Annotated in this window: 23 protein-coding genes; 17 read left to right on the top strand and 6 right to left on the bottom strand. The window is 71.9% G+C overall.

Annotation, left to right across the window (positions count from 1 at the left end; all coding sequences use genetic code 11):
• Positions 1-20 precede the first annotated feature (20 nt).
• From ACZ52R_RS32515 to ACZ52R_RS32560, 10 genes are read left to right on the top strand one after another with little or no spacing between them, the layout of a single operon-like run.
• Positions 21-896: a hypothetical protein gene (locus tag ACZ52R_RS32515; RefSeq protein WP_360509203.1), complete on the top strand. Its 876-nt coding sequence runs from the start codon at positions 21-23 to the stop codon at positions 894-896.
• Positions 893-1,156: a PqqD family protein gene (locus ACZ52R_RS32520; RefSeq protein ID WP_360509204.1), complete on the top strand. Its 264-nt coding sequence runs from the start codon at positions 893-895 to the stop codon at positions 1,154-1,156. The genes ACZ52R_RS32515 and ACZ52R_RS32520 overlap by 4 nt, the downstream gene beginning before the upstream one ends.
• Positions 1,153-2,415 (top strand): MFS transporter, encoded by a 1,263-nt coding sequence (locus ACZ52R_RS32525; RefSeq protein WP_465754639.1) that lies wholly within the window; start codon positions 1,153-1,155, stop codon positions 2,413-2,415. Before ACZ52R_RS32520 ends, ACZ52R_RS32525 begins: the two co-directional genes overlap by 4 nt.
• Complete coding sequence (locus tag ACZ52R_RS32530; protein ID WP_465622141.1) at positions 2,412-3,098, top strand: MOSC domain-containing protein; 687 nt, start codon at positions 2,412-2,414, stop codon at positions 3,096-3,098. The genes ACZ52R_RS32525 and ACZ52R_RS32530 overlap by 4 nt, the downstream gene beginning before the upstream one ends.
• The gene (locus tag ACZ52R_RS32535) at positions 3,095-3,763 is read left to right on the top strand and encodes a hypothetical protein (RefSeq protein WP_360509210.1); all 669 of its coding nucleotides are present in this window, start codon (positions 3,095-3,097) and stop codon (positions 3,761-3,763) included. The genes ACZ52R_RS32530 and ACZ52R_RS32535 overlap by 4 nt, the downstream gene beginning before the upstream one ends.
• A complete protein-coding gene (locus tag ACZ52R_RS32540) occupies positions 3,760-4,446 on the top strand; it encodes an HAD family hydrolase (RefSeq protein ID WP_465622139.1) in 687 nt (228 codons plus the stop codon). Before ACZ52R_RS32535 ends, ACZ52R_RS32540 begins: the two co-directional genes overlap by 4 nt.
• 13 nt (positions 4,447-4,459) lie before the next feature.
• Entirely contained in the window at positions 4,460-4,945 is a 486-nt protein-coding gene (locus tag ACZ52R_RS32545; RefSeq protein WP_465622138.1) for a CYTH domain-containing protein, read from the top strand.
• Positions 4,942-6,318 (top strand): hypothetical protein, encoded by a 1,377-nt coding sequence (locus ACZ52R_RS32550; protein WP_465754640.1) that lies wholly within the window; start codon positions 4,942-4,944, stop codon positions 6,316-6,318. Before ACZ52R_RS32545 ends, ACZ52R_RS32550 begins: the two co-directional genes overlap by 4 nt.
• A gap of 41 nt (positions 6,319-6,359) precedes the next feature.
• Positions 6,360-7,352, top strand: coding sequence for an aminotransferase class I/II-fold pyridoxal phosphate-dependent enzyme (locus tag ACZ52R_RS32555; protein ID WP_465664547.1), 993 nt, complete (start codon positions 6,360-6,362; stop codon positions 7,350-7,352).
• A gap of 27 nt (positions 7,353-7,379) precedes the next feature.
• A complete protein-coding gene (locus ACZ52R_RS32560; RefSeq protein WP_465622134.1) occupies positions 7,380-7,844 on the top strand; it encodes a hypothetical protein in 465 nt (154 codons plus the stop codon).
• Positions 7,845-7,932: 88 nt separating this feature from the next.
• Here the strand turns inward: ACZ52R_RS32560 and ACZ52R_RS32565 are convergent, their stop codons facing one another.
• Positions 7,933-8,763 carry a helix-turn-helix transcriptional regulator gene (locus tag ACZ52R_RS32565; protein ID WP_465754641.1) on the bottom strand — a complete coding sequence of 277 codons (831 nt, stop codon included), beginning with the start codon at positions 8,761-8,763 and terminating at the stop codon, positions 7,933-7,935.
• 310 nt (positions 8,764-9,073) lie between these two features.
• Here ACZ52R_RS32565 and ACZ52R_RS32570 point away from each other — a divergent pair, with 310 nt between their 5' ends.
• The 3 genes from ACZ52R_RS32570 to ACZ52R_RS32580 are packed head-to-tail and all read left to right on the top strand — an operon-like array spanning position 9,074 to position 11,188.
• A complete protein-coding gene (locus ACZ52R_RS32570) occupies positions 9,074-9,262 on the top strand; it encodes a hypothetical protein (RefSeq protein WP_465622130.1) in 189 nt (62 codons plus the stop codon).
• Positions 9,263-9,308: 46 nt separating this feature from the next.
• Positions 9,309-10,535: an ATP-grasp domain-containing protein gene (locus tag ACZ52R_RS32575; RefSeq protein ID WP_465754642.1), complete on the top strand. Its 1,227-nt coding sequence runs from the start codon at positions 9,309-9,311 to the stop codon at positions 10,533-10,535.
• Between the two features lie 17 nt (positions 10,536-10,552).
• Complete coding sequence (locus ACZ52R_RS32580) at positions 10,553-11,188, top strand: class I SAM-dependent methyltransferase (RefSeq protein ID WP_360509227.1); 636 nt, start codon at positions 10,553-10,555, stop codon at positions 11,186-11,188.
• Positions 11,189-11,392: 204 nt separating this feature from the next.
• On the opposite strand, the gene ACZ52R_RS32585 is transcribed toward ACZ52R_RS32580, so the two are convergent.
• Together ACZ52R_RS32585 and ACZ52R_RS32590 are read right to left on the bottom strand one after the other, a co-directional pair.
• On the bottom strand, positions 11,393-12,037 hold the full coding sequence (locus ACZ52R_RS32585; RefSeq protein ID WP_465754643.1) for a response regulator: 645 nt from the start codon (positions 12,035-12,037) through the stop codon (positions 11,393-11,395).
• On the bottom strand, positions 12,001-13,248 hold the full coding sequence (locus tag ACZ52R_RS32590) for a sensor histidine kinase (RefSeq protein ID WP_465622124.1): 1,248 nt from the start codon (positions 13,246-13,248) through the stop codon (positions 12,001-12,003). The genes ACZ52R_RS32585 and ACZ52R_RS32590 overlap by 37 nt, the downstream gene beginning before the upstream one ends.
• 723 nt (positions 13,249-13,971) lie before the next feature.
• On the opposite strand from ACZ52R_RS32590, the gene ACZ52R_RS32595 reads away from it, so the two are divergent.
• From ACZ52R_RS32595 to ACZ52R_RS32605, 3 genes are all read left to right on the top strand, one after another.
• Positions 13,972-14,643 (top strand): DedA family protein, encoded by a 672-nt coding sequence (locus ACZ52R_RS32595; protein WP_465622122.1) that lies wholly within the window; start codon positions 13,972-13,974, stop codon positions 14,641-14,643.
• A 454-nt stretch (positions 14,644-15,097) separates the two neighbouring features.
• The gene (locus tag ACZ52R_RS32600) at positions 15,098-16,612 is read left to right on the top strand and encodes an APC family permease (RefSeq protein WP_465622120.1); all 1,515 of its coding nucleotides are present in this window, start codon (positions 15,098-15,100) and stop codon (positions 16,610-16,612) included.
• Between the two features lie 252 nt (positions 16,613-16,864).
• On the top strand, positions 16,865-18,502 hold the full coding sequence (locus ACZ52R_RS32605) for an amidohydrolase (RefSeq protein ID WP_465754644.1): 1,638 nt from the start codon (positions 16,865-16,867) through the stop codon (positions 18,500-18,502).
• Between the two features lie 129 nt (positions 18,503-18,631).
• Here the strand turns inward: ACZ52R_RS32605 and ACZ52R_RS32610 are convergent, their stop codons facing one another.
• Both ACZ52R_RS32610 and ACZ52R_RS32615 read right to left on the bottom strand, forming a co-directional pair.
• Entirely contained in the window at positions 18,632-19,381 is a 750-nt protein-coding gene (locus ACZ52R_RS32610; RefSeq protein WP_465754645.1) for a TetR/AcrR family transcriptional regulator, read from the bottom strand.
• Positions 19,382-19,480: 99 nt separating this feature from the next.
• Positions 19,481-20,569 carry a branched-chain amino acid aminotransferase gene (locus ACZ52R_RS32615; RefSeq protein WP_465664552.1) on the bottom strand — a complete coding sequence of 363 codons (1,089 nt, stop codon included), beginning with the start codon at positions 20,567-20,569 and terminating at the stop codon, positions 19,481-19,483.
• A gap of 414 nt (positions 20,570-20,983) precedes the next feature.
• On the opposite strand from ACZ52R_RS32615, the gene ACZ52R_RS32620 reads away from it, so the two are divergent.
• Positions 20,984-21,805: a lipase family protein gene (locus tag ACZ52R_RS32620; protein WP_465754646.1), complete on the top strand. Its 822-nt coding sequence runs from the start codon at positions 20,984-20,986 to the stop codon at positions 21,803-21,805.
• A gap of 136 nt (positions 21,806-21,941) precedes the next feature.
• Here ACZ52R_RS32620 and ACZ52R_RS32625 read toward each other — a convergent pair whose 3' ends face one another.
• Positions 21,942-23,222 (bottom strand): helix-turn-helix domain-containing protein, encoded by a 1,281-nt coding sequence (locus ACZ52R_RS32625; RefSeq protein WP_465754647.1) that lies wholly within the window; start codon positions 23,220-23,222, stop codon positions 21,942-21,944.
• Between the last annotated feature and the right edge of the window lie 42 nt (positions 23,223-23,264).

Below are 23,264 nucleotides of genomic sequence, written 5' to 3' on the forward strand. Positions count from 1 at the left end.
TCGATCGAAAGGAATCACCCATGGCCTTCGAGGCACCGTCACTCACGCTCAAGTACGGCACCGGCCGTGAGGCGTCCGCCGAGGGACGCGAGGCCCTGCTCAAGGGCCGGCTCGCCGAACTCCAGCTGCCCACGGCGGCGGACGTCCACGCGAAGTACCCGGCCTTCGCCGACGCCACCAGCGTCTTCGTCAGCGGCTCGCTGATCTGGGGCTGGGCGCACGCCAACAGCGACCTCGACCTCTACGTCATCTCCAAGGAGCCGTTCGTCGCCGGCCCCGGCATGGAGACCTTCGAGCGGCACATCTCCACCGCCGACCCGCTGATCTGGATCACCCTGGGCGAGTTCGGCCCGTTCCGCACCGACATCGAGATCTGGCGCGAGGAGCAGGTCGACGAGATCATCGGCCGCTTCGCCAACGGCGTGCCGAACCAGGAGATGCCGGAGATCGGCATGTCCGAGCACGACATGCTGCACCGGCTGGCCAGCGGCGCCCCGATCGCCGGCGACGACTGGTTCAACTCCCGCCGTGACGCCATCCGCGCGTCGTCCTTCAGCGCCTGGCTGGCGGAGGCCAAGAAGCTGGACGCCGAGGGCTTCCTCGAGGACGTGGCCGGTCTGCTCGCCTCCAACGACGAGCACGCCGCGGTCATCGCGGCGCGGGAGGCGTTCAACCGCAGCCTCGCCGGCCTGCTCGCCCTGTACGGGGAGTACGGCGTCTCGCCGAAGTGGATGTTCAAGCGCGTGCTGGCCGCCCAGCCCACGGAGATCAGCAAGGACGAGGCTTGGGAGCTGCTCACCATGAAGGGCTGTCACGAGGCGCCCGCCAAGTGGGCGGAGCACGCCGCCGCGGTGGCGACCCGCCTGCTCATCGGCATCGAGGAGAAGACGGCATGATCGAGCAGAACTGGATCCCCAAGCGGACGACCGGCCTGTTCACCCGACGGTCGGACACCGGCACCCTGATCGAGACCTACCACGACGCCTACGAGACCAACCAGGTCGGCGCGTTCATCTGGTCCCAGTGCGGTGTCGGCCTGAGCGTCGAGGAGATCGTCGCGCGCACGGCCGAGAAGTACGAGGCCGGACTCGACGAGGTGCGCGACTCGGTCGTCGGCTTCGTCACGGATCTCCGCGCGAAGGGCTTCCTGGAGTGACCGGGCGGCTGAGGTCCTTCTTCTCGCTGTTGGGTTGGTGGGACGTCCTCGCCACCCCGGGTACCTCGCGGATCCTGGGTGTCAACGGTCTGGTCGACGCGGCGGGCATGGGCCTGAGCGTGATCTGCCTGCCGTTCTACTTGGTGCAGGTCGAGGGCCTCAGCAACGCCCAGCTGGCCGTGGTCCTCACGGCCGGCGGCATCACCGAAATGCTGGCGGCGGTACCGGCCGGCGCCCTCGCCGGCCGGTTCGGCATCGGACCGTACTCGGTGCTGAGCCGGATCGGCCGGGCCGCCGTCTACCTGGGGCTGGTCCTGGTCCACGACTTCGTGTCGCTGCTGCTGCTCACCGTGCTCCTCGGTGCGCTGCGGGCGGGCAGCAACGGCCTGATGCAGAGCCTGGTCGGCGTGGTGATCCCCGGCGACAGCCGGACGGGCATGTTCGCGGCGATCCGCGCGCTGCGCAACATCGGGTACCTGGTGGCGGGCAGCGTGGGCGCGCTGCTGCTCAGCTCCGGATCCGGGACAGCGGTGCGTGCCGGTCTGCTGGTCAACGCGGCCACCTTCGCGGTGGGCGCGGTCCTGATGTACGCGGTCAGGGTGAAGTCGGTGGCGCCGGAGGAGTCGAGGAAGACCGACTGGTCGGTCCTGCGCGACTTCAACTACCTCGGGCTGATCGCCTCCTCCGCGGTCTTCACCAGCTCGATCCTCGTCCTCAGCGTGGCTCTGCCGCTCTGGGTGCTGCGGACCGGCGACATTCCCAAGTGGACCGTGGGCGTCGTCGTCATCATCAACACCGCCCTGGTCATCGTGCTCCAGCACTGGTGCTCACAGGTGGCCAGGACCGTCGTCGGCAGCCTGCGGGCGCTCCGGATCGCGATGATCGGCTTCGTCGCGATGGTCGGGCTCTTCTGCGTCTCGGCGCTGCACAGCGCCGCGCTGGCGACGGTGGCCGTCCTGCTGGCCGGTGCCATGCTCACCGTGGGCGAGCTGTTCGAGGGCCCGGCCTGGTGGACGATCAGCTACGAACTGGCCCCGCCGGAGCGCAACAAGCAGTACCTGGCCGCGTTCGACCTCAACATGGCGGCGGTCAACGTGGCCGGACCGGTGCTCTGTGTCGCGATGATCCAGGCGGGCTGGCTCGGTTGGCTGGTGTACGGCGCGCTGCTCGTCGCCGCGACCGCGCTGGCCCACCGGCTGGTCGCGGTGCGCACCCGCCGGACGGCCCCCGCCACCGTCGAGACCGGGGTGGCCGTATGAGCGGTGACGCCGGGCAGGCCGCCGACGCGGTCCTGCTGACCGTCAACCTCGGTGTCGAGCGGACCGGCTGGTGGACGTACGGCCTCGGCCGCAGCGGTATCGACAAGCAGCCGGTGGACCGCCGGGTGACCGCGGTCCGCGACGGACTCGTCGGCGACCTCATCGTCAACACCAAGGCCCACGGCGGTCCGGACAAGGCCGTGTACGCCTTCGCCTCCGAGGACGGTGCCTTCTGGGCGAAGGAACTGGACCGGGAGATCGCCCCCGGGAACTTCGGGGAGAACCTCACGCTGCGCGGCGTGGACGTCACCAACGCCGAGATCGGCGAACGCTGGCGGATCGGTACCGCGCTGTTCGAGGTCATCCGGCCACGCAAGCCCTGCCGGGTGTTCGCCGGCTTCTGGGACGTGCCGGACCTGGTCAAACGCTTCATCGCGCACGGAGCGCCCGGCGCCTACCTGCGGGTGCTGGAGGAGGGCACGGTCGGTGCCGGCGACCGGGTCGAGATCGTCCACCGGCCCGGGCACGGCATCACGGTCAACCTCATGCTGCGGGCCATCACCACCGAACCCGAGCTGTTTCCACGAATGCTGGAAGCGCCCGAAATGCTGCCGAAGATCCAGGAGAAGGCGCGGCGGTGGATCGCCGCCCGTCAAGAACAGAAGGAGCGTGCAGAGATATGAGCACTGACAGCTCGCCGCTGATCGACCCGGCCAGGCTGGCCGCGCTCGACTGGAACGACATGGCCGTGCTGAACGAGCAGCTCGACGAACTGCTCGAGGAGCTCGCGACCTCTCCCACCTGGCTCAACGACGCCTTCGACCACGTGCTGGCCACCCCCGACCTGCTGGTCCAGAGCGAGCGGCTGCAGGAGCTCGACCGGGTCGTCCTGGTGAACGACGAGGCGAGCGGTGTCCGGGTCCGGCTCCACGTCTTCCGCCAGCGGTTCTTCGACCGCCCGCACAACCACCGGTGGAGCTTCGGCACCCGGATCCTGGCCGGCAGCTACCGCCACTACATCTTCGGCGACTACCCGGACCTGTCCCCGGACACCGACGCCCGCAAGCTCACCCCCCCGCTGGTCCGCGTGGAGACGCCGGGCACCGGCTACGTCCTGCGGCACACCCTGGTGCACTCGGTCGGCGCGGTCCCCGAGACCACCTCGCTGATCGTGCGCGGGCCGGCCGAGAAGGACCGGTTCGTGGTGATGAACCGGGACACGGGCGAGGCGTGGTGGCAGTACGCCCACACCGTGGAGGACCCCGAGGTGATCCGGAACCGCCGGCTCGGCGCGGACAAGGTCAACGACATCCGTGACCTGCTCAAGCGGCAGGGCGTCGTCACGTGACCTTCGGTCCGCCCGTCGAGCTCGTCATCTTCGACTGCGACGGGGTCCTCGTCGACACCGAGCGCATCGCGGTCCGTACCCACGTGGCCCTGGGCGCCGAGTACGGCTGGCCGATGACCCCGCACGAGGTGATCGAGGAGTTCGTGGGGCGTTCGACCGCGTCGATCGCCGAGAAGATCGCGGCCCGGCTCGGCAGCACGACCGCCGAGGCCTGGGACGAGCGCTTCCGCGAGCTGCACCGGGTGGCGGTCGACGAGGAACTGGAGGCCGTGGACGGCGTGGTCGAGGCCCTGGACGCCATCGACCTGCCGTGCTGCGTCGCCTCCAGCGGCAGCCACCCGAAGATGCGGCACACCCTGGGGCGGACCGGCCTGTACGACCGTTTCGAGGGCCGCATCTTCAGCGCCGGCGAGGTCGAGCGGGGCAAGCCCGCACCCGACCTGTTCCTCCACGCGGCCGACCGGATGGGGGTGCTCCCGCAGCGGTGCGCCGTCGTGGAGGACAGCCGGCCCGGCGTCCTGGCCGCCCGGGCGGCGGGCATGCGTGCCTTCGGCTACGCGGGCGGGGTCACCCCCGCCGAGCGGCTGGAGGGCCCGGGAACCGTGGTCTTCACGGCGATGAGCGCGCTGCCGGCCCTGCTCGGCACCCGGGCGCCCGTACCGCCCCCCGTACACCACAGCTAGGGAGACCGTGGACATGGCACTGGAGATCGAGCGGAAGTTCCTCGTCGAGGGGGAGCATCCGGCCCCGGGCGGGGAGCCGCGGTCCATCGCGCAGGGCTATCTCACCGCCCCCACGGACGGCACCGAGGTCCGGCTGCGGCGCATCGGCGGCAAGCACGTGCTCGGCCTCAAGCGCGGCTCGGGGCTGGTGCGCACCGAGTTGGAGACGGAGATCGGCGAGGAGAACTTCGCCGTGCTCTGGCCCGCGACCGAGGGCGCACGGGTCGTGAAGGACCGGTACACCGTCGCCCTGGGTGAGCACACCGCCTATCTGGACCTCTACACCGAGGCCCTGGCCGGACTGCGCACCGTCGAGGTCGAGTTCGCTTCCGAGGCGCAGGCACGGGACTTCCGGCCGCCGGCCTGGTTCGGCCGTGAGGTGACCGACGACAAGGCGTTCAAGAACCAGAGCCTGGCGGTGCACGGGCTCCCCGCAGATGAAATGAGGAACGCTCAGTGAACTCCCCGTCGATGAAGCAGGACCAGCTGCTGGCGCTGCGCAGCCTGTCGAGCCTGCAGCCGCGGCTCAGCCTGGATGAGTCGGTGACGGTCATCGACGCCGTCGGCGGCGTCGCGGCGGCCGCCTTCCTGGAGCTGCTGCGCATGCGCTCCCTGGTGATGCGCCGGCTCGCGCCGTTCGAGTCCACGCACCCCGAGGTCCGCGCGTGCATGGCCGCGATGCGCCCCAAGGCGGACAGCATCCGGCACATGCACGCGGTGCTCGACGAGAACCTCGCGCGGCTCGACCGGATCGGTCGGGAGGCGGGCATCGAGCTGTTCGGCGGAAAGGGGCTCGGCGCCCGGGCCAGCTACGCCGACAAGTCGGTGCGCGACTTCAGCGACCTCGACATCTTCGTGCGCACCCGGGCCGACGCCACCCGGCTCGTCCAGGCGCTGCGGGACGGCTTCGGCTACGTCTACCTGGACCGTGAGCTGCCCTGGTTCAAGTTCGACCCGCAGGACGGCCTGCTCTACGGGCAGTTCCCGCTGGTCGCGCCCGAGGGCGGCACCGATCTGCTCAACGTGGACATCCACTTCGGCGACTACTCGGTGCGGCACGCCAGCCGGCTGGGGCTCACGCCCACGCTCCCGGCGTACGGGCCCGGGCTGCACACCGTCCCGGTCGAGGAGAACCTGGCGTGCGTGGTCAACAACGCGGCCGGCGACTTCTTCGTGACCGGGAAGGACACCAACGACCTGCTGATGGCGCTCTCCCAGCCGGAGCTGGACGTCGAACGCCTGACGCTGCGGCTGAAGCAGGCCGGCCTGGAGGCGTTCTTCGGGTCCATCTGCGCGGAGCTGAAGGCCTCGTCCGCCCTGACCGAGGAGCAGGAGGACCGGCTGAGCCGGCTTCCGGCCGTCGAGAGCTGGGAACCGGCCCCGCAGCCCGACCGGCCGGACTGGGAGCAGCGCTGCCTGGCGACCGTGGTGCACACCTTCAACGCGTACGAGGAGCGGGGCAAGCTGACGGCGCTCAGCATCGCGATGAACGCCTATGACTACTACCGCACGCCGCTCGCCCTGGCGCTCGCGGACGACCGCTCGACGGTGACCGCGCCGATCGAGCTGAACCCGTGGACCTGCGTCCGGCTGGTGCCGGTGGAGTTCGCCCAGCGGCTCCTGGACGGGACCGCGCCGGCGGCGGAGACCGAGGTCGCGGCGGCGGCGGAACAGCGCCACGTCATCGCGGACGACCCCGACGTGGAGCGGGTCGACCTGCCGACCGGCACCTTCGTCCGGATCGCCGACGAGGTGTTCGTGGCCACCGTCTCCTACGAGCTGTCCCCCTCGGTCATCGCCCGCACGGCCCGCGAGCAGGCAGCGCTCAGGTGATCGATCTCACCGGTCCGCCGCGGCCGTGGCCGGAAGCACTCGTGACCCGCTTCGGCGAGTCCGTGGCCGACGCCCTGGCCGCGGCGGACCGCTGGAACACGCCGTCGGCCTTCGGGGACCGCGCCCTGCTCGACCGGCTCGGCGAGGTCTTCGACGCCCCGGAGGGCCGGACCCTGGTCACGGGCGGGGTGCGCTCCTTCGCCACCGCCTGGAGCGGGCGCACCAGGACGGCGGTGGTGGAGCAGCCGAGCTTCTCCGAGATCCCGGAGATCCTGGCCGCGGCCGGACCCGTCCGGCGTGCGCCGTGGCGGCGGCTGCCGGAGATCGTCGGGGAGCTGACGGAGCCGGCCACCGTGTGGCTGACGACCCCCGCGCGGAACCCGGACGGCAGATCGCTCGACGAGCGGCAGCTCGACGCCCTCGCGGCGCTCGCGGGAGCGGGCCATCAGGTGGTGCTGAACCAGGTCTACCGCTGGTTCGTGGAACCCGGGCCGGTCCCCGAGGGGATCTGGACCGTGACCTCCCTGGCGAAGCTGTGCGGCGGTGGGAGCCGGCTGGGTTGGGCGGTCATGCCGGCGGCCGAACCGCCGGAGGCCTCCTTGCGCGCGTGCGCACCGGGCACGGTGTGGCAGCGGGCCTGGGCGGGCTTCCTGAACCGGCGCGTGGTCGCGGACCTGCGCTCCGCGTGCATCGAGCCGACGGTCGACGCACGTCGGGCCTTCGAGACGGCGACGGCCGGGCTGCTCGGCTGGGAGTTCCACGGTGACGGCCTCTCGCTGGCCCTGGAGTGCCCGACGCCGGAGGCCGCGTCGGGGCGGCACCCGGGAGCGCGCACCGAGGGCGAACTGCTCGCCCTGCTCGCCGAGGCGGGCGTGTCCGCATCACCCGGTGCTGCGTTCGCCATGCCGACGGCCTCGGTGCGACTGGCCTTCTCCGGTGTCGCGGTCGCGCAGGCGCGCGACGCGGCCGAACGGATCGCCCGGCTGGTCGACAGGGCCGGCCCGTGCCTGCGGCCCTGTCCGGACGGGCTCTAGCCGACCAACATCCACGGAGGCGTAGGTATGGAATCATTCGCTGACCAGTTCATCGGGCTGCTCCCGCGGTACGCCGGGGGCCGGGCTCCCGGGTGCGACGCGGCCGGCGAGGGGCTGTACTCCCGGCTCGCCGACGAGTCGGTGGCGGTCTTCGAGGTCCATGGTGACGGGACGCTCGGGAAGGGCGGCGAGAGCGCCTGTCCTGCCGTGGTTCCCGGCATCTGGTGCGACGGAGCGCCACTGGGCTCGGTCGGCACCGGCACCGAGGAGTTGCTGCGGGGCTTCCACGACCGGCTCGTCCCGCACGGCGTGCTGTTCGTGGGAATCCGTCAGGACGCGACGGTCGAGCCGCTGCTCGACCGGGTCGGATTCGATCTGGCCGGCAGGTTCCCCGGCGCGGGCGGCGTGGAGTACCTCCTGGGCACCAAGCGGGCCGGCTGCTGTTCCGGCGCCCGCCGGGTGCTGTACGACCGGAGCGGCTTCCTCGATTGACGTCCCCGGCGGCCGGCTGTCGACCCCTCGTGTGTCGACAGCCGGCCGGGCACGGGTCCGCGCCACCGTCCGGTTCCGGTACGGGCGCCTACTCCGGCGGAGCGGACCAGGTCTGGTCGGTCACGCCGTCCGGGGACAGGTCACTTGTCGTGTAGTCCTCGCGGGCGAGGATGTATCCCAGTTGCAGCCGGTTGGCCGCGCCGAGGTCCTGTTTGATCCGCTGGATGTGTGCCTGGAGTGAGCGGGAGCTGATGCCGAGTCGGCGCGCGATTGCGGCATCCGAGTAGCCGCGCACCAGAAGCCTTTTGATCGAGGACCGGAGGTCCGGGAGAACCTCCAACGCCGCCTGGGCCGAATGGTTGGGCACGAATGGATAGCCGGAAGCCCGGTCCCAGGCCCGGTCGAAGCTGTCGACCAGGAAGGCGACCAGCGCGGGATGGGTGATCCTCAGTGCGCGACTGCGGTTGGGTGAGGACGGGACGAAGGCCACACGACCATCGAAGATCAGCAGCCGGTCGAAGAACTCGCCCAGGGTCCGGACCTCGACGCCGAGGTCGGAGACCGCTCTGACGTATTCCTTGGTGGCTTCGTCGAACCGGGCGGTGTGCTGGTAGAGCGTCCGCATTTTGACGCCGGCTCGAATGGGTTTCTCCACCGACGCCAAGGCTTCTTTCAGCGTCTCCGGGGGGCGGCGCCCGTCCGGCTGGGCCGTGAGCATTTCTCTTCGTACGGAATTCACCTCCGAGTTGATGGCCGATGCTATGTTGGACAGGCCTGAGATTTCCTCGCCCCAGTGCGTCGGAAGACCGTCCTGGCTGGAATTCCGAGTACTCTCCCGAGTCAGTTCCCGACTGAGCAGATCCGTCTTCTCGAGGGTGAGGACCGCAGTCTCCCGTAGCGAGTCGAGCAGATGGCTCAACTCTCCTACGATGGGGGATTCCAGTGCCTTCGGGACGATCTGCCCGAAATCGTAGCGAATTCCGGAATAGTCGGCGTCGATTGAGCCCGGGGTGTGGGGTTGGCCCGTCCCCGCCGTTCGACATCGGGGCTGGGGTGTCTGTTTTGTAGGGTTCTGCTCCATTGGGGGACCCCTCATGTCTCTGCTGTGCGAGATCTCGAACCATGGCAAGGGTTGGCCGTAATCGAGACCTCGGCAACAATGTTGCCCGCTGTTAATCGTACCGCTCCTCGACAAAATCGACCGTGCGGTGTAGCTGTAAGGGGGCATCATGACGCAAGCGGTATTCGCTGCGAACGGGCTTATTGCGAGGCGGGCTGTTCTGCTCGCGGCGGGCGCACTTCTGGCGCTCGGCTTCGCCGCCGTCACCACCGGTGAAGACGCCCCCCCTGCATCCGCCCGGCTGGTGGCCGACGTGGGCTGGAACACGGTCGAACCGTCCGCTCCCCAAATCAACTGACGTCGCGTCAACCGACGTGAAGCCGGACAGAAGCAAAGGATCTGACATGCCCGTTCCGAACCCGGTCCTGCACCTCGGCTGGGACCCGCGGCCGATCGGTGCGCTGCAGCGCGCGGGCGCCGAGGTGACCTGTGTCGTACCGGCGAAGGACGCTCCGGCGGTGCGTGCGGCAGGGGCCGCCGCCATCGTGGTGCCGGACCCGGGCAGCGTCGAGGACGTTCTCGCCGGCCTGGTTCGGAACTCGCTCAGCCCGTCGGACTTCGGCGCGGTCTGCAGTGCCAACGAGTTCTACCTGGTGCAGGCCGCGGCCCTGGCCGAGCTCGGCGGGGCCGTCGGCTCCGGCTCCCGGCAGATGCTGGCCATGCGGGACAAGTTCGTGCAGAAGGACCTGCTGCGCCGGGCGGACGTGCGCACGGCGGCGCACCTCCTCGTGGAGAGCCTCGAGCGACTGGACGTCACGACGGTCGAGTACCCCCAGGTGCTCAAGCCGCTGAACGCCGCAGGGGCCATGCACACGGTGGTCGTCCGGGACGCGGAGGAGCTCCGGCAGGCGATCGACGCGTCGCGGCAGAGCAGCGACGGACCCTGGCTCCTGGAGGAGTACGTCCCCGGCCGGGAGTTCTTCGTCGACGGTGTCGTCCGCGAAGGCCGGCTCCGGCTGTTCTCCCTCTCCCGGTACTTCCAGAACCTCATCGAGTGCCACGGTGGCGGAATCGTCGCCTACCACACCCTGCCGGAGTCGGAGGAACCCGAACTCCACGCCAGGACGCGGTCGTTGACCGAAGCCGCGTTCAAGGCGCTGCAGTTCGAGGACGGGGTGTTCCACCTGGAGGTCTTCTGGGACGGCTCCGAGGTGGTCTTCGGGGAGTGCGCGGCGCGGGTCGGCGGCGGTCGTGCGGACCGGGTCGTCGAGCTGACGTACGGCGTGAACCTCCACGACGAGTGGGCGCTGGCGGCGCTGGACCTGCCGTCGCGGATCGTCGACGAGCCGACGCCGGCCGAGGAGAGCTATGGCGGCCTCAACCTGCGCTGCCCGCAAGGAACGGTGGTCTCGGCCCCGACCCTCGACGAGGCCCTGGCCCGCCCGGGCGTCGTGGAGGCGGACATCTACGTCACCCCGGGCGGTGTGGCGCCGGACTTCAGCTCGGCCAGCCACATCCGTGCCGGACAGGCCGTCGTCAGCGGCGCGGACACCCGCGAGGTGGCCGAGCGGATCGCCGGCCTGAGCGCGTGGTTCCATGACAGCGTCCAGGTCGCTCCCACCGCCGACTGATCACGAGGACCAGAGGAATGCACGACTACCTCAGCGGCACGATCCGCGCGTACGACGGGGATCCGCAACGCTACGAGAACGCGACCGCGGGGATGGTCCCCGTCGCCGAACTCGACGCCTTCACGGCGCTCCTCCCCGACCCGGCCGGACGCGTCCTCGACGTCGGCTGCGCGTTCGGGCGCGACACCGCGCTGCTGGCGGAGCGGGGCCTGCGCGCGGAAGGGGTCGACCTGACGAGCGCCTTCGTGGCACGAGCGCAGGAGCTCCACCCGCAGCTCACCTTCGCGCGCATGGACGCCCGCGACCTCGCGTTCCCGGACGCGAGCTTCGCGGGTGTCTGGTGCCAGGCGACCCTGCTCCACCTCAAGGACGAGGACGTCAGCGCCGCGCTGGCCGAGTTCCACCGCGTCCTCACCCCCGGCGGGGCGCTCTTCGTCAGCTTCAAGGAGGGGGACGGCGAGGAGGAGATCGTCGAGAAGTTCAGCAGCGGCAGCGCCCGCTTCTACCGCTACCAGACGGTGCGGAGCGTCACCGGGCTGGTCGGACAGGCGGGCTTCCGGGTGGCGGCCGTCGAGCGCTCGAACGAGTTCGAGCGCTACGGTCCGGGCTACCGTGACCTGACCTGGATCCACGGGTACGCCACCAAGGCGTGACCAGCGCGCACGAGAAGTCCCGGTCGGGCATGACGACCGGGACTTCCGGCATGTCCGGATCCGTCCCCTCCGCGCCACTCTCGCACCGCTCCCGGGCCGCTCCCGGGCCGCTCTGGCACCGTTCCCGGGCCGGCGCCGCGGGAATTCCGTGAAAGGCCCTGTTTGCTCCTCCGGTGGGGGCGGCCCGTCGCCGCGCTGGGCTTGCTACGACTCCAGGTACCGCAGGACCGCCAGGATCCGCCGGCTGTAGCCGGTGGTGTGGCTCAGTTCCAGCTTGTCGAAGACGGTGTTCAGGTTCTTCTCCACCGAACTCAGCGAGATGTGCAGCTTCTGCGCGATGGCCGTGTTGGTGTGCCCCTGCGCCAGCGCCTCCAGCACGGTGCGCTCGCGCGGGGTGAGCCGGGCCAGCGGATCGCCGTGCGTGGTGCGGATGACCAGCTGCCGGACGACCTCCGGGTCGATCGCCGCCCCGCCCGCGTGGATCCGCTCCAGCGCGTCGAGGAACTCCTCGACCTGGGCCACCCGGTCCTTGAGCAGGTAGCCGACCCGCTCCGCGTTGGACGCCAGCAGCTTGGCCGCGTAGGTGCGCTCGATGTGCTGCGAGAGCACCAGCACGCTCACCTCCGGCCAGCGCTCGCGGATCTCCACGGCGGCCCGCAGTCCCTCGTCGGTGTGGGTCGGGGGCATCCGGATGTCGAGGACGACGACGTCCGGCTTCTTCGCCTCGACCTCCTGAAGGACCGTCACCGCGTCGCCGAGCGCCGCCACGACCTCGTGGCCCTCTTCGACGAGCAGCCGGACCAGGCCCTCCCTCAGGAGGGTCGAGTCCTCGGCGAGGATGACGCGCATGGAATCTCCGCGGTGATGGTGGTCGGTCCCCCCAGGGGGCTGTCGATGTGCAGGACGCCGTCCAGCGCGGCCACCCGGCTGAGCAGCCCGGTCAGGCCGCTGCCGGCCGGGTCCGCGCAGCCCGTGCCGTTGTCCTCGACCCGGACGGTGAGCAGCGCGCCGTCGAGCGTCACCCGCACCGAGATGGCCGAGGCCGAGGAGTGCTTGGCGGCGTTGGTCACGGACTCGGACACCACGAAGTAGGCGGCCGTCTCCACGGGTTTGGGCAGCGCCGCGCCGACCTCGAACCGGGTCCGCAGCGGGATGCCGCACCGCTCGGCCACCCCGCCCAGCGCCTCTTCGAGACCGAGGCTGTCCAGCGCCGAGGGATAGACCCGCCAGGCCACCTCGCGCAGTTCGGTCAGCACGTCCCGGGACTCGTCGTGCGCCTGGAGCAGCAGCGCGCTCGCCTGCTCGGGGTTGCGGCCCCGGCGGGCCCTGCCCAGCAGCATGGCCAGCGCCACCAGACGCTGCTGGACGCCGTCGTGCAGATCGCGTTCGATGCGCCGGCGCTCGGCGTCCACGGCCTGGACCACCGCGGCCCGGCTGGTGGCGAGTTCGTCGATCCGGCGCTGTAGCAGCTCCCGCTCGGAGGGGCCGAAGCACTCGCGGGCGATCCGGGTGTCCAGGGCGGCCAGCGAGTACAGGCCCTGCACGTCGAGGAAGAGCAGGACGCTGCCCAGCAGTGCCTGGGTGAGGAGTTGGTCCCAGCCGAGCGTCCCCCGGGCCATCCCGTTGACCGTCAGCCCGGCCAGCATGGCGCCGAAGCCCAGCAGTCCGATGACGACCGCGCAGAGCAGTCCCGCGTAGCAGCGGACCGCCAGGTAGCGCAGGAGCTTCTGGTCGGACGCCTTGTAGTGCTCGGGGAAGCGGTCGTCGAAGAAGGCGGAGCGCCGGTTGCGTTCCAGGGCCGTCAGCCGGCGCGCCCCGGCCATCACGATCTCCAGGGCGTTCGGCCGGCTGCGCGGCCAGAGCAGGAAGGGGCCGAGGACGGTGCCGACCACGAGGAGGTAGAGCGCACCGAGCACGGCGGTCAGACAGCCGATCAGGACGCCCAGGCTGCGGCGCGACCAGGCCGGGGCCCGCGTGGCGGTCTCGTCCTCAGCGGTGCCCTGACCACCCGCAAACCCCGTCGGGGGGTGGGATGCGGCGCCCGCTGAATCTCCTCGCACGAGGCCCGAGCCTAGTGCGGCCGCGCAGCCCGGGCAAGATCGCCAGGACTGCGCGGCGGCTTCGACCGTGCGCTCGGGAAGCGCGGCCCCGGTCATGAACTGGTCTGCTGCTGCGACCGGTTGCGGTTGCGCAGCCGGACGACGAGGTACCCGGCCAGGGCCGCGACCGGCGACTGAGCGGCCACATCGGATTCACCCTGACCCACGCCTCGGGACGCCCCTGGGTCATCGGACAGGCCCCGGACGCGAACACCGGTGTCACCTCGGCCGTCCACGCCCGGCACGGCACCACCGCGCGCTGCTGGTCACCGGGACCCACACGCTGACCACCGGTCAGCTCAAGGACTGGGCCAGGCGCGTACGGCACCCGGCCGACCTCGACGAACTCGCCGGCTCCCTCACCGGCAGCGCCCACCTGGTCGCGAGGATCGACGGCGAGGTCCGCGTCCAGGGCACCGTCACGGGGGTGCGTCGGGTCCTCACCGCCACCGTCGACGGCTGCGCCCTGGCGTCCGACCGCGCCGACCTGCTCGCCGCCCTGGCCGACGCCCCCCCTGGACCCGGTCCGCCTCACCGCGCGGCTGCTCGGATTCCCGGCGCCCGTGTGCGTACGCCATGCGCCCGGCCGGGAGGAGCCCGGGTAAGGGGTTACGGAAAACCGCAGCAGGACCGGGCGGTTGACCGCATGGTGGCGCCCCCCGCCCGGCTCCTACCGTGGACCGCATGATCGCAACGTTGGCTTCCGCGTCGCTCGCCACCGCTTCCGCCGAACCCGCAGGCGGCATCGCCGGATGGGCCGTCGACGTCATGAGCACCCTCGGCGCCCCGGGCGCCGGTCTCACCAACCTGGTGGACACCGTCCTGCCGTTCATTCCCAGCGAGATCATCCTGCCCGTCGCCGGATTCGCCGCCGGACAGGGCAAGCTGAGTCTGCCGGCCGTCATCGTCTGGACCACGATCGGCTCGATCGTCGGCTCCTGGATCGTGTACGCCGCAGGTGCCCTCCTGGGCCGCGACCGGACCCGCGCACTCATCACCCGCATCCCGCTCATCCATGCCCACGAGATCGACCGGGCCGAGGCGTGGTTCGAACGGCACGGCCGCAAGGCCGTGCTGATCGCCCGCATGGTGCCGGTGGTGCGCAGCCTCATCTCCGTACCGGCCGGGATCCAGCGGATGCCGCTGATGGCCTTCACCGCCATGACCGTCCTCGGCAGCCTGGTGTGGAACACCGTGTTCGTGCTGTTGGGCTACTGGCTGGGCGACAACTGGCACCTGGTGGACGAGTACGGCGGCTGGGTGTCGAAGGGCGTGGTGGCGGTGGCGCTCGTCGTCATCGGCCGCTGGTTCCTGGTGCGGATGCGCCGCCGCCCGAGCGCCCGGCACCGCGGCTGAGGCCCGGGGCCTTTCGGCGTTCTGCCGCGTTGAGCCGTGCGGTGGGCACGTGGGGGTCGCGTCGTGGTTGCGGGGAGCTCGGGCAGGTGGTCGACCGGCTGCCCCCGCGCTCAGGGTGAGGGCGGTGGACCGGCGGTTGCGCTGGAGCAACTGTGGGTTCCCTCTCGTTGACGCGGCTTCGTTGGCACGGCTTTCGTTGACGCGGTTCCGATGACCTGCGGCGGAAAGAACGTAGGCGTCCTGCGTGAACGTGGTTTCCGGCTCCACGTGAACCCGTGGTGAGGCGGCGGGGGTTGAGGCGGAACGCGGCGGCCGCGCTCTTATGACAACGGCATTGACGTGTGGCGTGGGTCACCGGTTTCATGGCTCGCACTTCCCGCGCACGCCTCCCCTACGGTGCGCGCGGCCTCCCACCCACATCCCCCACACCCCCCACGACCTAGGCGGTGATCCGTTGGCATCGACGGTGAAGGACACGGGCGGCGGCCCGAGAACGGATGCGGGCAGCTCCCGCGTCGTGATGCGGCAGTCCCTCGGCTTGCTGGACGGCGCGGCGATCGCCGCGTCCAGTACGGCCGCCACCAGCAGTATCGGGATCGGCCTGGGCCTGATGGCCGGGGTCGTCGGCCTGCACCTGCCGGCGATCATGCTGCTGGCCTTCCTGCCGGTGCTCGCGATCGCCGGCGGGTACGGCCGGTTGAACGCGGTGGAGCCGGACGCCGGCTCCAGCTACCGGTGGGTCGGGCGCACCCTCAGCCCCTGGCTGGGGTTCCTCACCGGGTGGGTCAACACGGTCGGCACGGTGGTGTTCATGGCGTACACCACGACCGTCACCGGCTCGTCGGTCATCCAGCTCCTCGACCTGGCGCACGTGCGCAGTGTCGCCGGCCTGCGGCTGGACGCGGACTCCACCGTCCAGTGCACCCTGCTCGGCCTGGTGGTCCTGGTCGGCGCCGCGCTGGTCGCGGTGCGCGGGCTGGAGATGGCCGCCCGGCTGCAGAAGGCGCTGCTGGTGTTCGAGTACGCCGTGCTGCTCGGCTTCTGCGGGTACGGGCTGTTCGCGGGTGACCAGCCGTTCTCGCTGCAGTGGTTCAACCCCTTCGACATCCCCTCCTTCGGCGCCGTCGCGCAGGGCATGGTGCTGGCCGTGTTCTGCTACTGGGGCTTCGAGTCGGTGTTCAGCGTCGGCGAGGAGGTGCGCGACCCGCGCGACGCCTCCCGGGCCGGCCTGCTCGCCCTGGTGGTGATGATGCTGCTGTTCCTGCTCGCCGGTACGGCCTTCCAACGGGTGCTGCCGATCGACGAGTTGGCCGACAACGGCGCGCACGGGCTGACCTACTTCGGCACCAAGCTCGCCCACCAGCCGCTCGCCGCACTGCCGTTGATCGCCCTGACGTTCTCCGCGATGGCCTCGCTGCAGTCCTCGGTGATCCCGACCGCCCGCGGGATGTACGCGATGGGGCGCGACCGGGTGCTCGGCCCGGTCTGGACCCGGCTGCACCCCCGGCACGCCACACCCGCCGTCGGCACGCTGCTGATCACCGGTATCGCCGTTCTCCTGGCCCTGGCCTCGATCGCCATCCCGACCGTCAACGACCTGATCTCGGCCGCCGTCAACGCGATCGGCATCATCGTCGCGCTCTACTACGCGCTGACCGCCATCGCCGCCGCCGTCCGGTTCCGCGGGCTGCTGCGCACCGACCTGGCGGAGGGACTGCGCGCGGTGGTCGGCCCACTGCTGGGCGCGGCGGCGCTGCTCGCCGTCGGTGGCTACCTCGCCTGGACCTTCTACGACTCCGCCGACCACTTCGAACTGTCCGCCGACAACGGGTGGTTCGAGCTGACCGTGGTGACGCTGATGGTCGTCACCGGGCTGCCGGCGGCGGCCTGGGCCCGCTGGCGCCGGCGTTCGCCGTACTTTCAAGCGAACGCGACGGGGGATGTCAACTCCCTTGCCAACGAGTCGTAAGAACCGCAAGAGATCCACGGGACACGAGCTCCACACGACGCAAGGATCCACGGGACACGAGATCCACGGGACACGAGATTCACGGGACACAAGCTCCACGCGACGCAAAGGTCCACGGGACACAAGCTCCACGCGACGCAAAGGTCCACGGGACACGAGATCCACGGGACACAAGCTCCACGTGACGCAAAGGTCCAAGTAGCGCAAGAGATCCACGAGATGTTCACGAGACGCAAGAACGGAGCACCAGCCATGACCGAGGCCGATCTGGTCTTCACCCGTGGACCCGTCCACACCGGTGACGCCGCCCGGACGAGGGCGACCAGCCTGGCGGTCGTCGGCGAGCGGATCGCCGCCGTCGGGCACGACGAGGTCCGGGAGCTGATCGGGCCGAAGACCGAGGTGGTGGACCTCACCGGCAAGCTGCTGCTGCCCGGATTCCAGGACGCGCACATCCACGCGGTGTTCGGCGGAGCCGAGTTGGCCGTCTGCGACCTCACCGGGACGGTCGGCGTCGCCGACTACCTGGAGCGGATCCGGGCGTACGCGGACGCGAACCCCGGGCAGGAGTGGATCACCGGCAGCGGGTGGTCGATGGAGAGCTTCGACGGCGGCCTGCCGACCCGGCAGCTGCTCGACTCCGTCGTCCCCGACCGGCCGGTGTACCTGACCAACCGGGACCACCACGGCGCCTGGGCCAACACCCGGGCGCTGGAACTCGCCGGCCTCACCCGGGACACCCCCGATCCGGCCGACGGGCGGATCGAGCGCGAGGCCGACGGTACCCCGGGTGGCACGCTCCAGGAGGGCGCCACCGCCCTGGTCGCCCGGCTGGTGCCGCCGTCCACCGCCGCCGACCGGCTGGACGGGCTGCTGCGCGCCCAGCGGCTGCTGCACTCGCTCGGCATCACGGGCTGGCAGGACGCGCTACTCGGCGAGTTCAACGGCCAGCCGGACCCGTCCGACGCCTACCTGGCCGCGGCGCGCTCCGGCGCGCTGACCGCCCGGGTGACCGGCGCGCTCTGGTGGCAGCGCGACCGGGGAGCCGATCAGATCGTCGAACTCGTGCGACGGCGCGAGGAGTTGAGCCACGGGCGGTTCCGGGCCGGCTCGGTGAAGATCATGCAGGACGGCATCGCGGAGAACTTCACCGCCGCGATGACCAGCCCGTACCTGGACGGCTGCGGCTGCGCCACCGCCAACTCCGGCCTCAGCTTCGTCGATCCGGAGGCGTTGCGCGGGTACGTCACCGAGCTGGACGCGCTCGGCTTCCAGGTGCACTTCCACGCGCTCGGCGACCGGGCCGTCCGCGAGGCGCTGGACGCCGTCGAGGCCGCCCGCGCCGCCAACGGGTGGCGCGGCGCCCGGCACCACCTCGCCCACCTCCAGGTGGTCCACCCGGAGGACCTCGCCCGCTTCGCGCGGCTGGGCGCGATCGCCAACATCCAGCCGCTCTGGGCCGCCCACGAGCCGCAGATGGACGAGCTGACCATCCCCTTCCTCGGCCCGGAGCGCGCCGCCTGGCAGTACCCGTTCGGCGACCTGCAGCGCGCGGGCGCCACCCTGGCGGCGGGCAGCGACTGGCCGGTGAGCAGCCCGGACCCGCTGGCGGGCCTGCACGTGGCGGTCAACCGGATGGAGCCGGAGGCCACCGACGGACGGGTCTTCCTGCCCGAGCAGCGGCTCGACCTGGGCTCCGCGATCGCCGCGTACACGGCCGGGTCCGCGTACGTGAACGGGCACGACGACGCGGGGGTGCTGGCCGCCGGGCGGCTCGCCGACCTGGTCGTCCTCGACCGGGACATCCTCACCGGGCCGGCCGAGGAGATCGCCCACGCCCGGGTGGAACGCACCTACGTGGGCGGCGAGTTGGTGCACGCGGCGGAGTGATCCCGGTCGCGGGCTTGGCGGGCCTGGCGGGCTTCGGGGCTTCTCGGGAGGCGCAGGGCGCGCGACGGCCGCCGGTGGTGAGCGCACGGGGGCGCGCCACCGGCGGCGCCGTGCCCGCCGGGGGCGTCGTCAGCGGTCCCGGTCCCGGTCCCGGTCCCGGTCCCGGTCCTGGCCGCTGCCCGCCGCCCGCAGGCGGGCCTCGGCGGCGTCGAGGAGGAGGTCCAGCGCGTACGGGTAGCCGCTGCGGCGCATGTCCGTGGTGAGCAGGCCGGCGGTGGCGGCGATGTGCGGGTGGGTGGCGGCGTCGAGGCGGGCGTAGGAGGCCTGCCAGACCTCCAGGTCCGCGGTCGCGGCGGGGGCCGGGAGGGCGAGCGCGGCGGCGTCCAGGGCGGCGAAGCCGAGGCTCTGGTCGACGAAGGCGTGGTAGATGCGGACGGCCTCGAGGTCCGGGAAGCCGGCGGTGCGCAGGATGCCGAGCATGGCCTCGACGGCGGCGGTCTCGTGGGTGCGGCCGGTGGTGCGGTGGGCGGCGAGCAGGGCGGCCTGCGGGTGGGCCTGGTAGGCGGCGTGGATGCGCAGGCCGATGGCGCGCAGGTCGGCCCGCCAGTCGCCGGTGGGCTGCCAGCCGTGCTGGGCGCGGCCGATGAGCTCGTCGGCGATGGCGAGCAGCAGGTCGTCGGTGCTGTGGAAGTAGCGGTAGACGGCGCTCGGGTCGGCGCCGAGCGCCGCCCCGAGCCGCCGTACGGTGAGCGCCTCGGCGCCGTGCTGCCCGATCAGCCGCAGGGCGGTGTCGACGATCAGCTCGGCGGAGAGGACGACGCCCTGCTTGGTGGGGCGCCGACGTCTCCGCTGCGGTTCGGGGACTACGCGGTCGTTCATGCCCGCAGGCTATGTCAACTCCGTTGACATAGAGAAGGGGCGAGGCGAGGCGTACGGAGCGAAGGGCCCGGGACGGTGGCCGGTCGGACGACCCGCCGGTCAGACCACCCGCCGCAGCCAGCCGTGCCGGTCCTCGGCGCGCCCGTACTGGACGTCCAGCAGGTGCTCGCGGATGCCGAGGGTGTGCTTGCCGGGCGCGCCGCCGCCGACGGCGAACTCGTAGCCCTCGCCCTTGAACCCGATGATCGGGGTGATCACCGCCGCGGTGCCGGCCGCGAACACCTCGGCGACGGTGCCGTCGGCGGCGCCGGAGCGCAGCTCGGCGAAGGTGATCGCGCGCTCGACCGGGGTCAGGCCGAACTCGGCTGCCAGGGCCAGGATCGAGTCCCGGGTGACACCGTCGAGGATGGTGCCGAGCCCGGGAGTGACCAGCTCGCCGGCCGCGGTGACCAGGCACAGGTTCATCGTGCCGGACTCCTCCAGATCGCCCTCGCCGCCCGTGTCGTCCAGGAACAGCACCTGGTCGCAGCCGTGCTGCTTCGCCTCGATCTGCGCGGCCAGGCTGGAGGCGTAGTTGCCGCCGCACTTGGCCGCGCCGGTGCCGCCCCGCCCGGCCCGGGTGTACCGGCTGCTGACCCAGAGCGTGATGCCGGTGACGCCACCGGCGAAGTACGGCCCGGCCGGGCTCGCGATGACCGCGTAGGTGACCTCCTCGGCGGGCCGGACGCCGAGGAACGCCTCCGAGGCGAACATGTACGGCCGCAGGTAGAGGCTCGCCTCGCCGCCGGAGTCCGGCACCCACGCCTCGTCCGCGCGGACCAGCTCCTCGACGCTCGCGAGGAAGTCCTCCTCCGGCAGCACGGGCAGCGCGAGCCGCTCGGCGGAGCGCGCGAAGCGGCGCGCGTTGAACTCGGGGCGGAACAGCCGCACGCCGCCGTCGGCATGGCGGTAGGCCTTCAGCCCCTCGAAGATCTCCTGCGCGTAGTGCAGCACCGACGCGCTCGGGTGCAGCGAGAACGGCGCCAGCGGCCCGACCCGGCGGTCGTGCCAGCCCTCGCCCGGCGTCCAGGTCGCGGTGGCCATGTGGTCGGTGAAGAACTTGCCGAAACCCGGCGCGGCGAGGACGGCGCGTCGCTCCGCCTCCGGTACCGGGCCGGCCGTCCGAACCAGAGGGAAAGTGCGACTCATCGTCAACTCCTCGGCGCCGAGGCGGAATCCGCCGGATCCGGCGCCGACCACCGGCGCCTCACCCGTCATGCTAACGGCCGTCAGTCGGACGGGATACGGGCCGCCCGGGTCTCCGCGGTGACCGTGCGGGGGCACCGACGGGGCACCGACGGGGCATCGACGGGGCATCGACGGGGCATCGACGGGGTGTCAACGGGCTGCCATGGGGGTGCTCGTGGGTTCCCCTGGCGAGGCCGACCCGCACGGGCGGGCGCGGCCGGGGCAATCGGGGCCGGGAGTGGGCCTGTTCGAGTGAGCGGCGCGTGGTGTCGCGGGGGCGGCCGGGGGAACGGCGGTTACGTAGGTGGGCAATCCCCCGTCGCGGGCCGTGGCTTCGGCCGTCGTCCCGCCCTCCGTGATCGGAGCGCCCCACCCATGGCCGTACCCACCACCTTCGACCACAGCGCGGCCGGCTACAGCCTGCCGCACGCCTACTGCCTGGCCAAGGCGGCCGAACTCGCCTACCAGGACGACGCCGCCATCGACGAGCAGGCCCGGGCCTGGGGCTTCGGCGATGTGCGGCACCACCAGACCCGGTTCACCTCGCCGTTCCCGGTGGAGGACACCCAGGCGTACACCATGGGCAGCGACCGGATGATCGTCGTCGCGTTCCGCGGCACCGAACCGCGCGAAATGCGCGACTGGCTCACCGACTCCACCACCCCGCCCTGGCCCGGCCCCGCCCGGACCGGCCATGTGCACTACGGCTTCGCCGAGGCCCTCGAGTCGATCTTCCCCGACGTCACCAAGGCCGTCGCGGAGCTCCGGACGAACGGGCAGAGCCTCTGGTTCACCGGGCACAGCCTCGGCGGCGCGCTGGCGATGCTGGTCGCGGCCCGCCTCCACCTGGAGGAGCCGCGCCTGCACGCGGACGGGGTGGTCACCTTCGGGCAGCCGCGCACCTGCGACCGCGCGCTGGCCGACGCCTACGACAAGGGCCTCGACGGCCGGACCCACCGGTTCGTCAACAACAACGACATCGTCCCGCAGCTGCCGCCGGAGCCGGCGTTCACCCACGTCCGGACGCTGCGCCACTTCGACGCGTCCGGTCGCATCCAGGAAGGCACCGGACTGATCGCCGGGCTGACGGGAAGGGCCAAGGGCCTGGGCGAAGCGGCCTTCGCGCCGACCGGGGAGGGCATCCGCGACCACCTGATGCGCAACTACCTCGCGGCCCTGGAGAAGAACCTCGGCTGACCGTCGGCCACCGGCGACCGGTCACCGGCCACCGGCCACCGGCGACCGGACACAGGCCGCCCGGCCTCGTCGGTGGTGCCGAGCACCCCTTGCGGGCTGCCCGTCCCGCCGCCGGCCGTGCCCCCCGCCGAGGTGCTCAGCCCTCAGCGGGGGCCGGTGCCCAGGATCTGCCGTTGTAGGAGTAGCTCGGGGCGCCGTGCAGGCCGACCGTACGGAAGGGCCGGCCGTTGTCGTTCACGGTGACCTTGCCCTGGCGGTCGCCGCTGCTCCACTCCAGCTCCAGGTACCAGCTGACGTCCTGGGAGCGGGTGGTGGCGTCCACGTCGATCACCTGCGGGTCGGTGTCCGACACCCGGTAGGGGAAGTCGGACACGGGGGTCTTCTTCGCACCCTCCTTGCCCGGGACGGGGACGGCACGCGGCGTGGGCGAGTCGAGGTCCACCGCGAAGGACGCCGGGACGAGGTTCCCGCCGCAGCCCGCGCCCGGGGTGTAGGCGTTCCACTTGGGGGCGGGCTGGGTGCCGGCGATGTGCACGTACACGGTGTGCAGGACGACGGGCGTGGCGGTCGCGCCCTGGGCGGTCAGCTCCAGGCGCAGGTGCCCGGCGGGGACGGCATGCTGCGCGGCCGCCCAACTCCCGGTGCGCGCGGCGGTGTCCGGGGGCGGGGCCACCTGGGCGGGCGTGCGGGCGGAGAGGAACCACTGGCCGCAGGGGCTGCCCCAGTTGTCGGTGAGGACGTTGACGTGGAAGGGGGGCGGGTTGTCCTCGGGGGCGGGGGTGGGGACCGGAGTGGGGGCGTCCGTGGGGGACGGGGGTGTGGCGGCGGGCGGGGCGGCAGCCGTGGGGGCGGTGGTGGCAGCCGCGGTGGCGGGGGCGTCGGCGGCGCCCGTCGGGGTGGTGCCGGTGCCCGGCGTGCCGCCGACGTCGTGCAGGAGGAAGGCGGAGACCACGGCGGCCACGGCGGCGACGGCCACCGCGCTCAGCAGCACGCGGGTGCGGGTGCGGTTACGGCGCCGGGGTTCGGCGGCCGGGGCCACGGGGAGCACGGGTTCCACCTCCTCGGTCGGCGCGGGAGCCGGCGTGGGAGCCGCTGTGGGGGTGGACTCCGGGTCCAGCGCGAGCTCCGGCGCCGGCTTCGCTCCCGCTGCTCCCGCCGAGCCCGCCTCCCGGCGGCGGGCCGCGTCGGCCAGAATCCAGCGGCGGTGCAGCTCGACCAGTTCCTCGTCGCGCGCCCCGCAGGCCCGGGCCAGGCGTTCCACCGGTGCGTACTCGGCCGGGACGGCGGCGCCGTTGCAGTAGCGGTGCAGCGTGGAGGTGCTGACGTGCAGCCGGGTCGCCAGCGCGCCGTAGCTGCGGCCGGAGCGCTCCTTCAGCTCCCGCAGCGTCGCCGCGAACTCGTCGGTCTCCACGCCCATGCTCTGCGCACCTCTCACCCCGGACCGGCCCCGGATCCCGTC

It is taken from the genome of Kitasatospora sp. NPDC034023 (assembly GCF_055575795.1).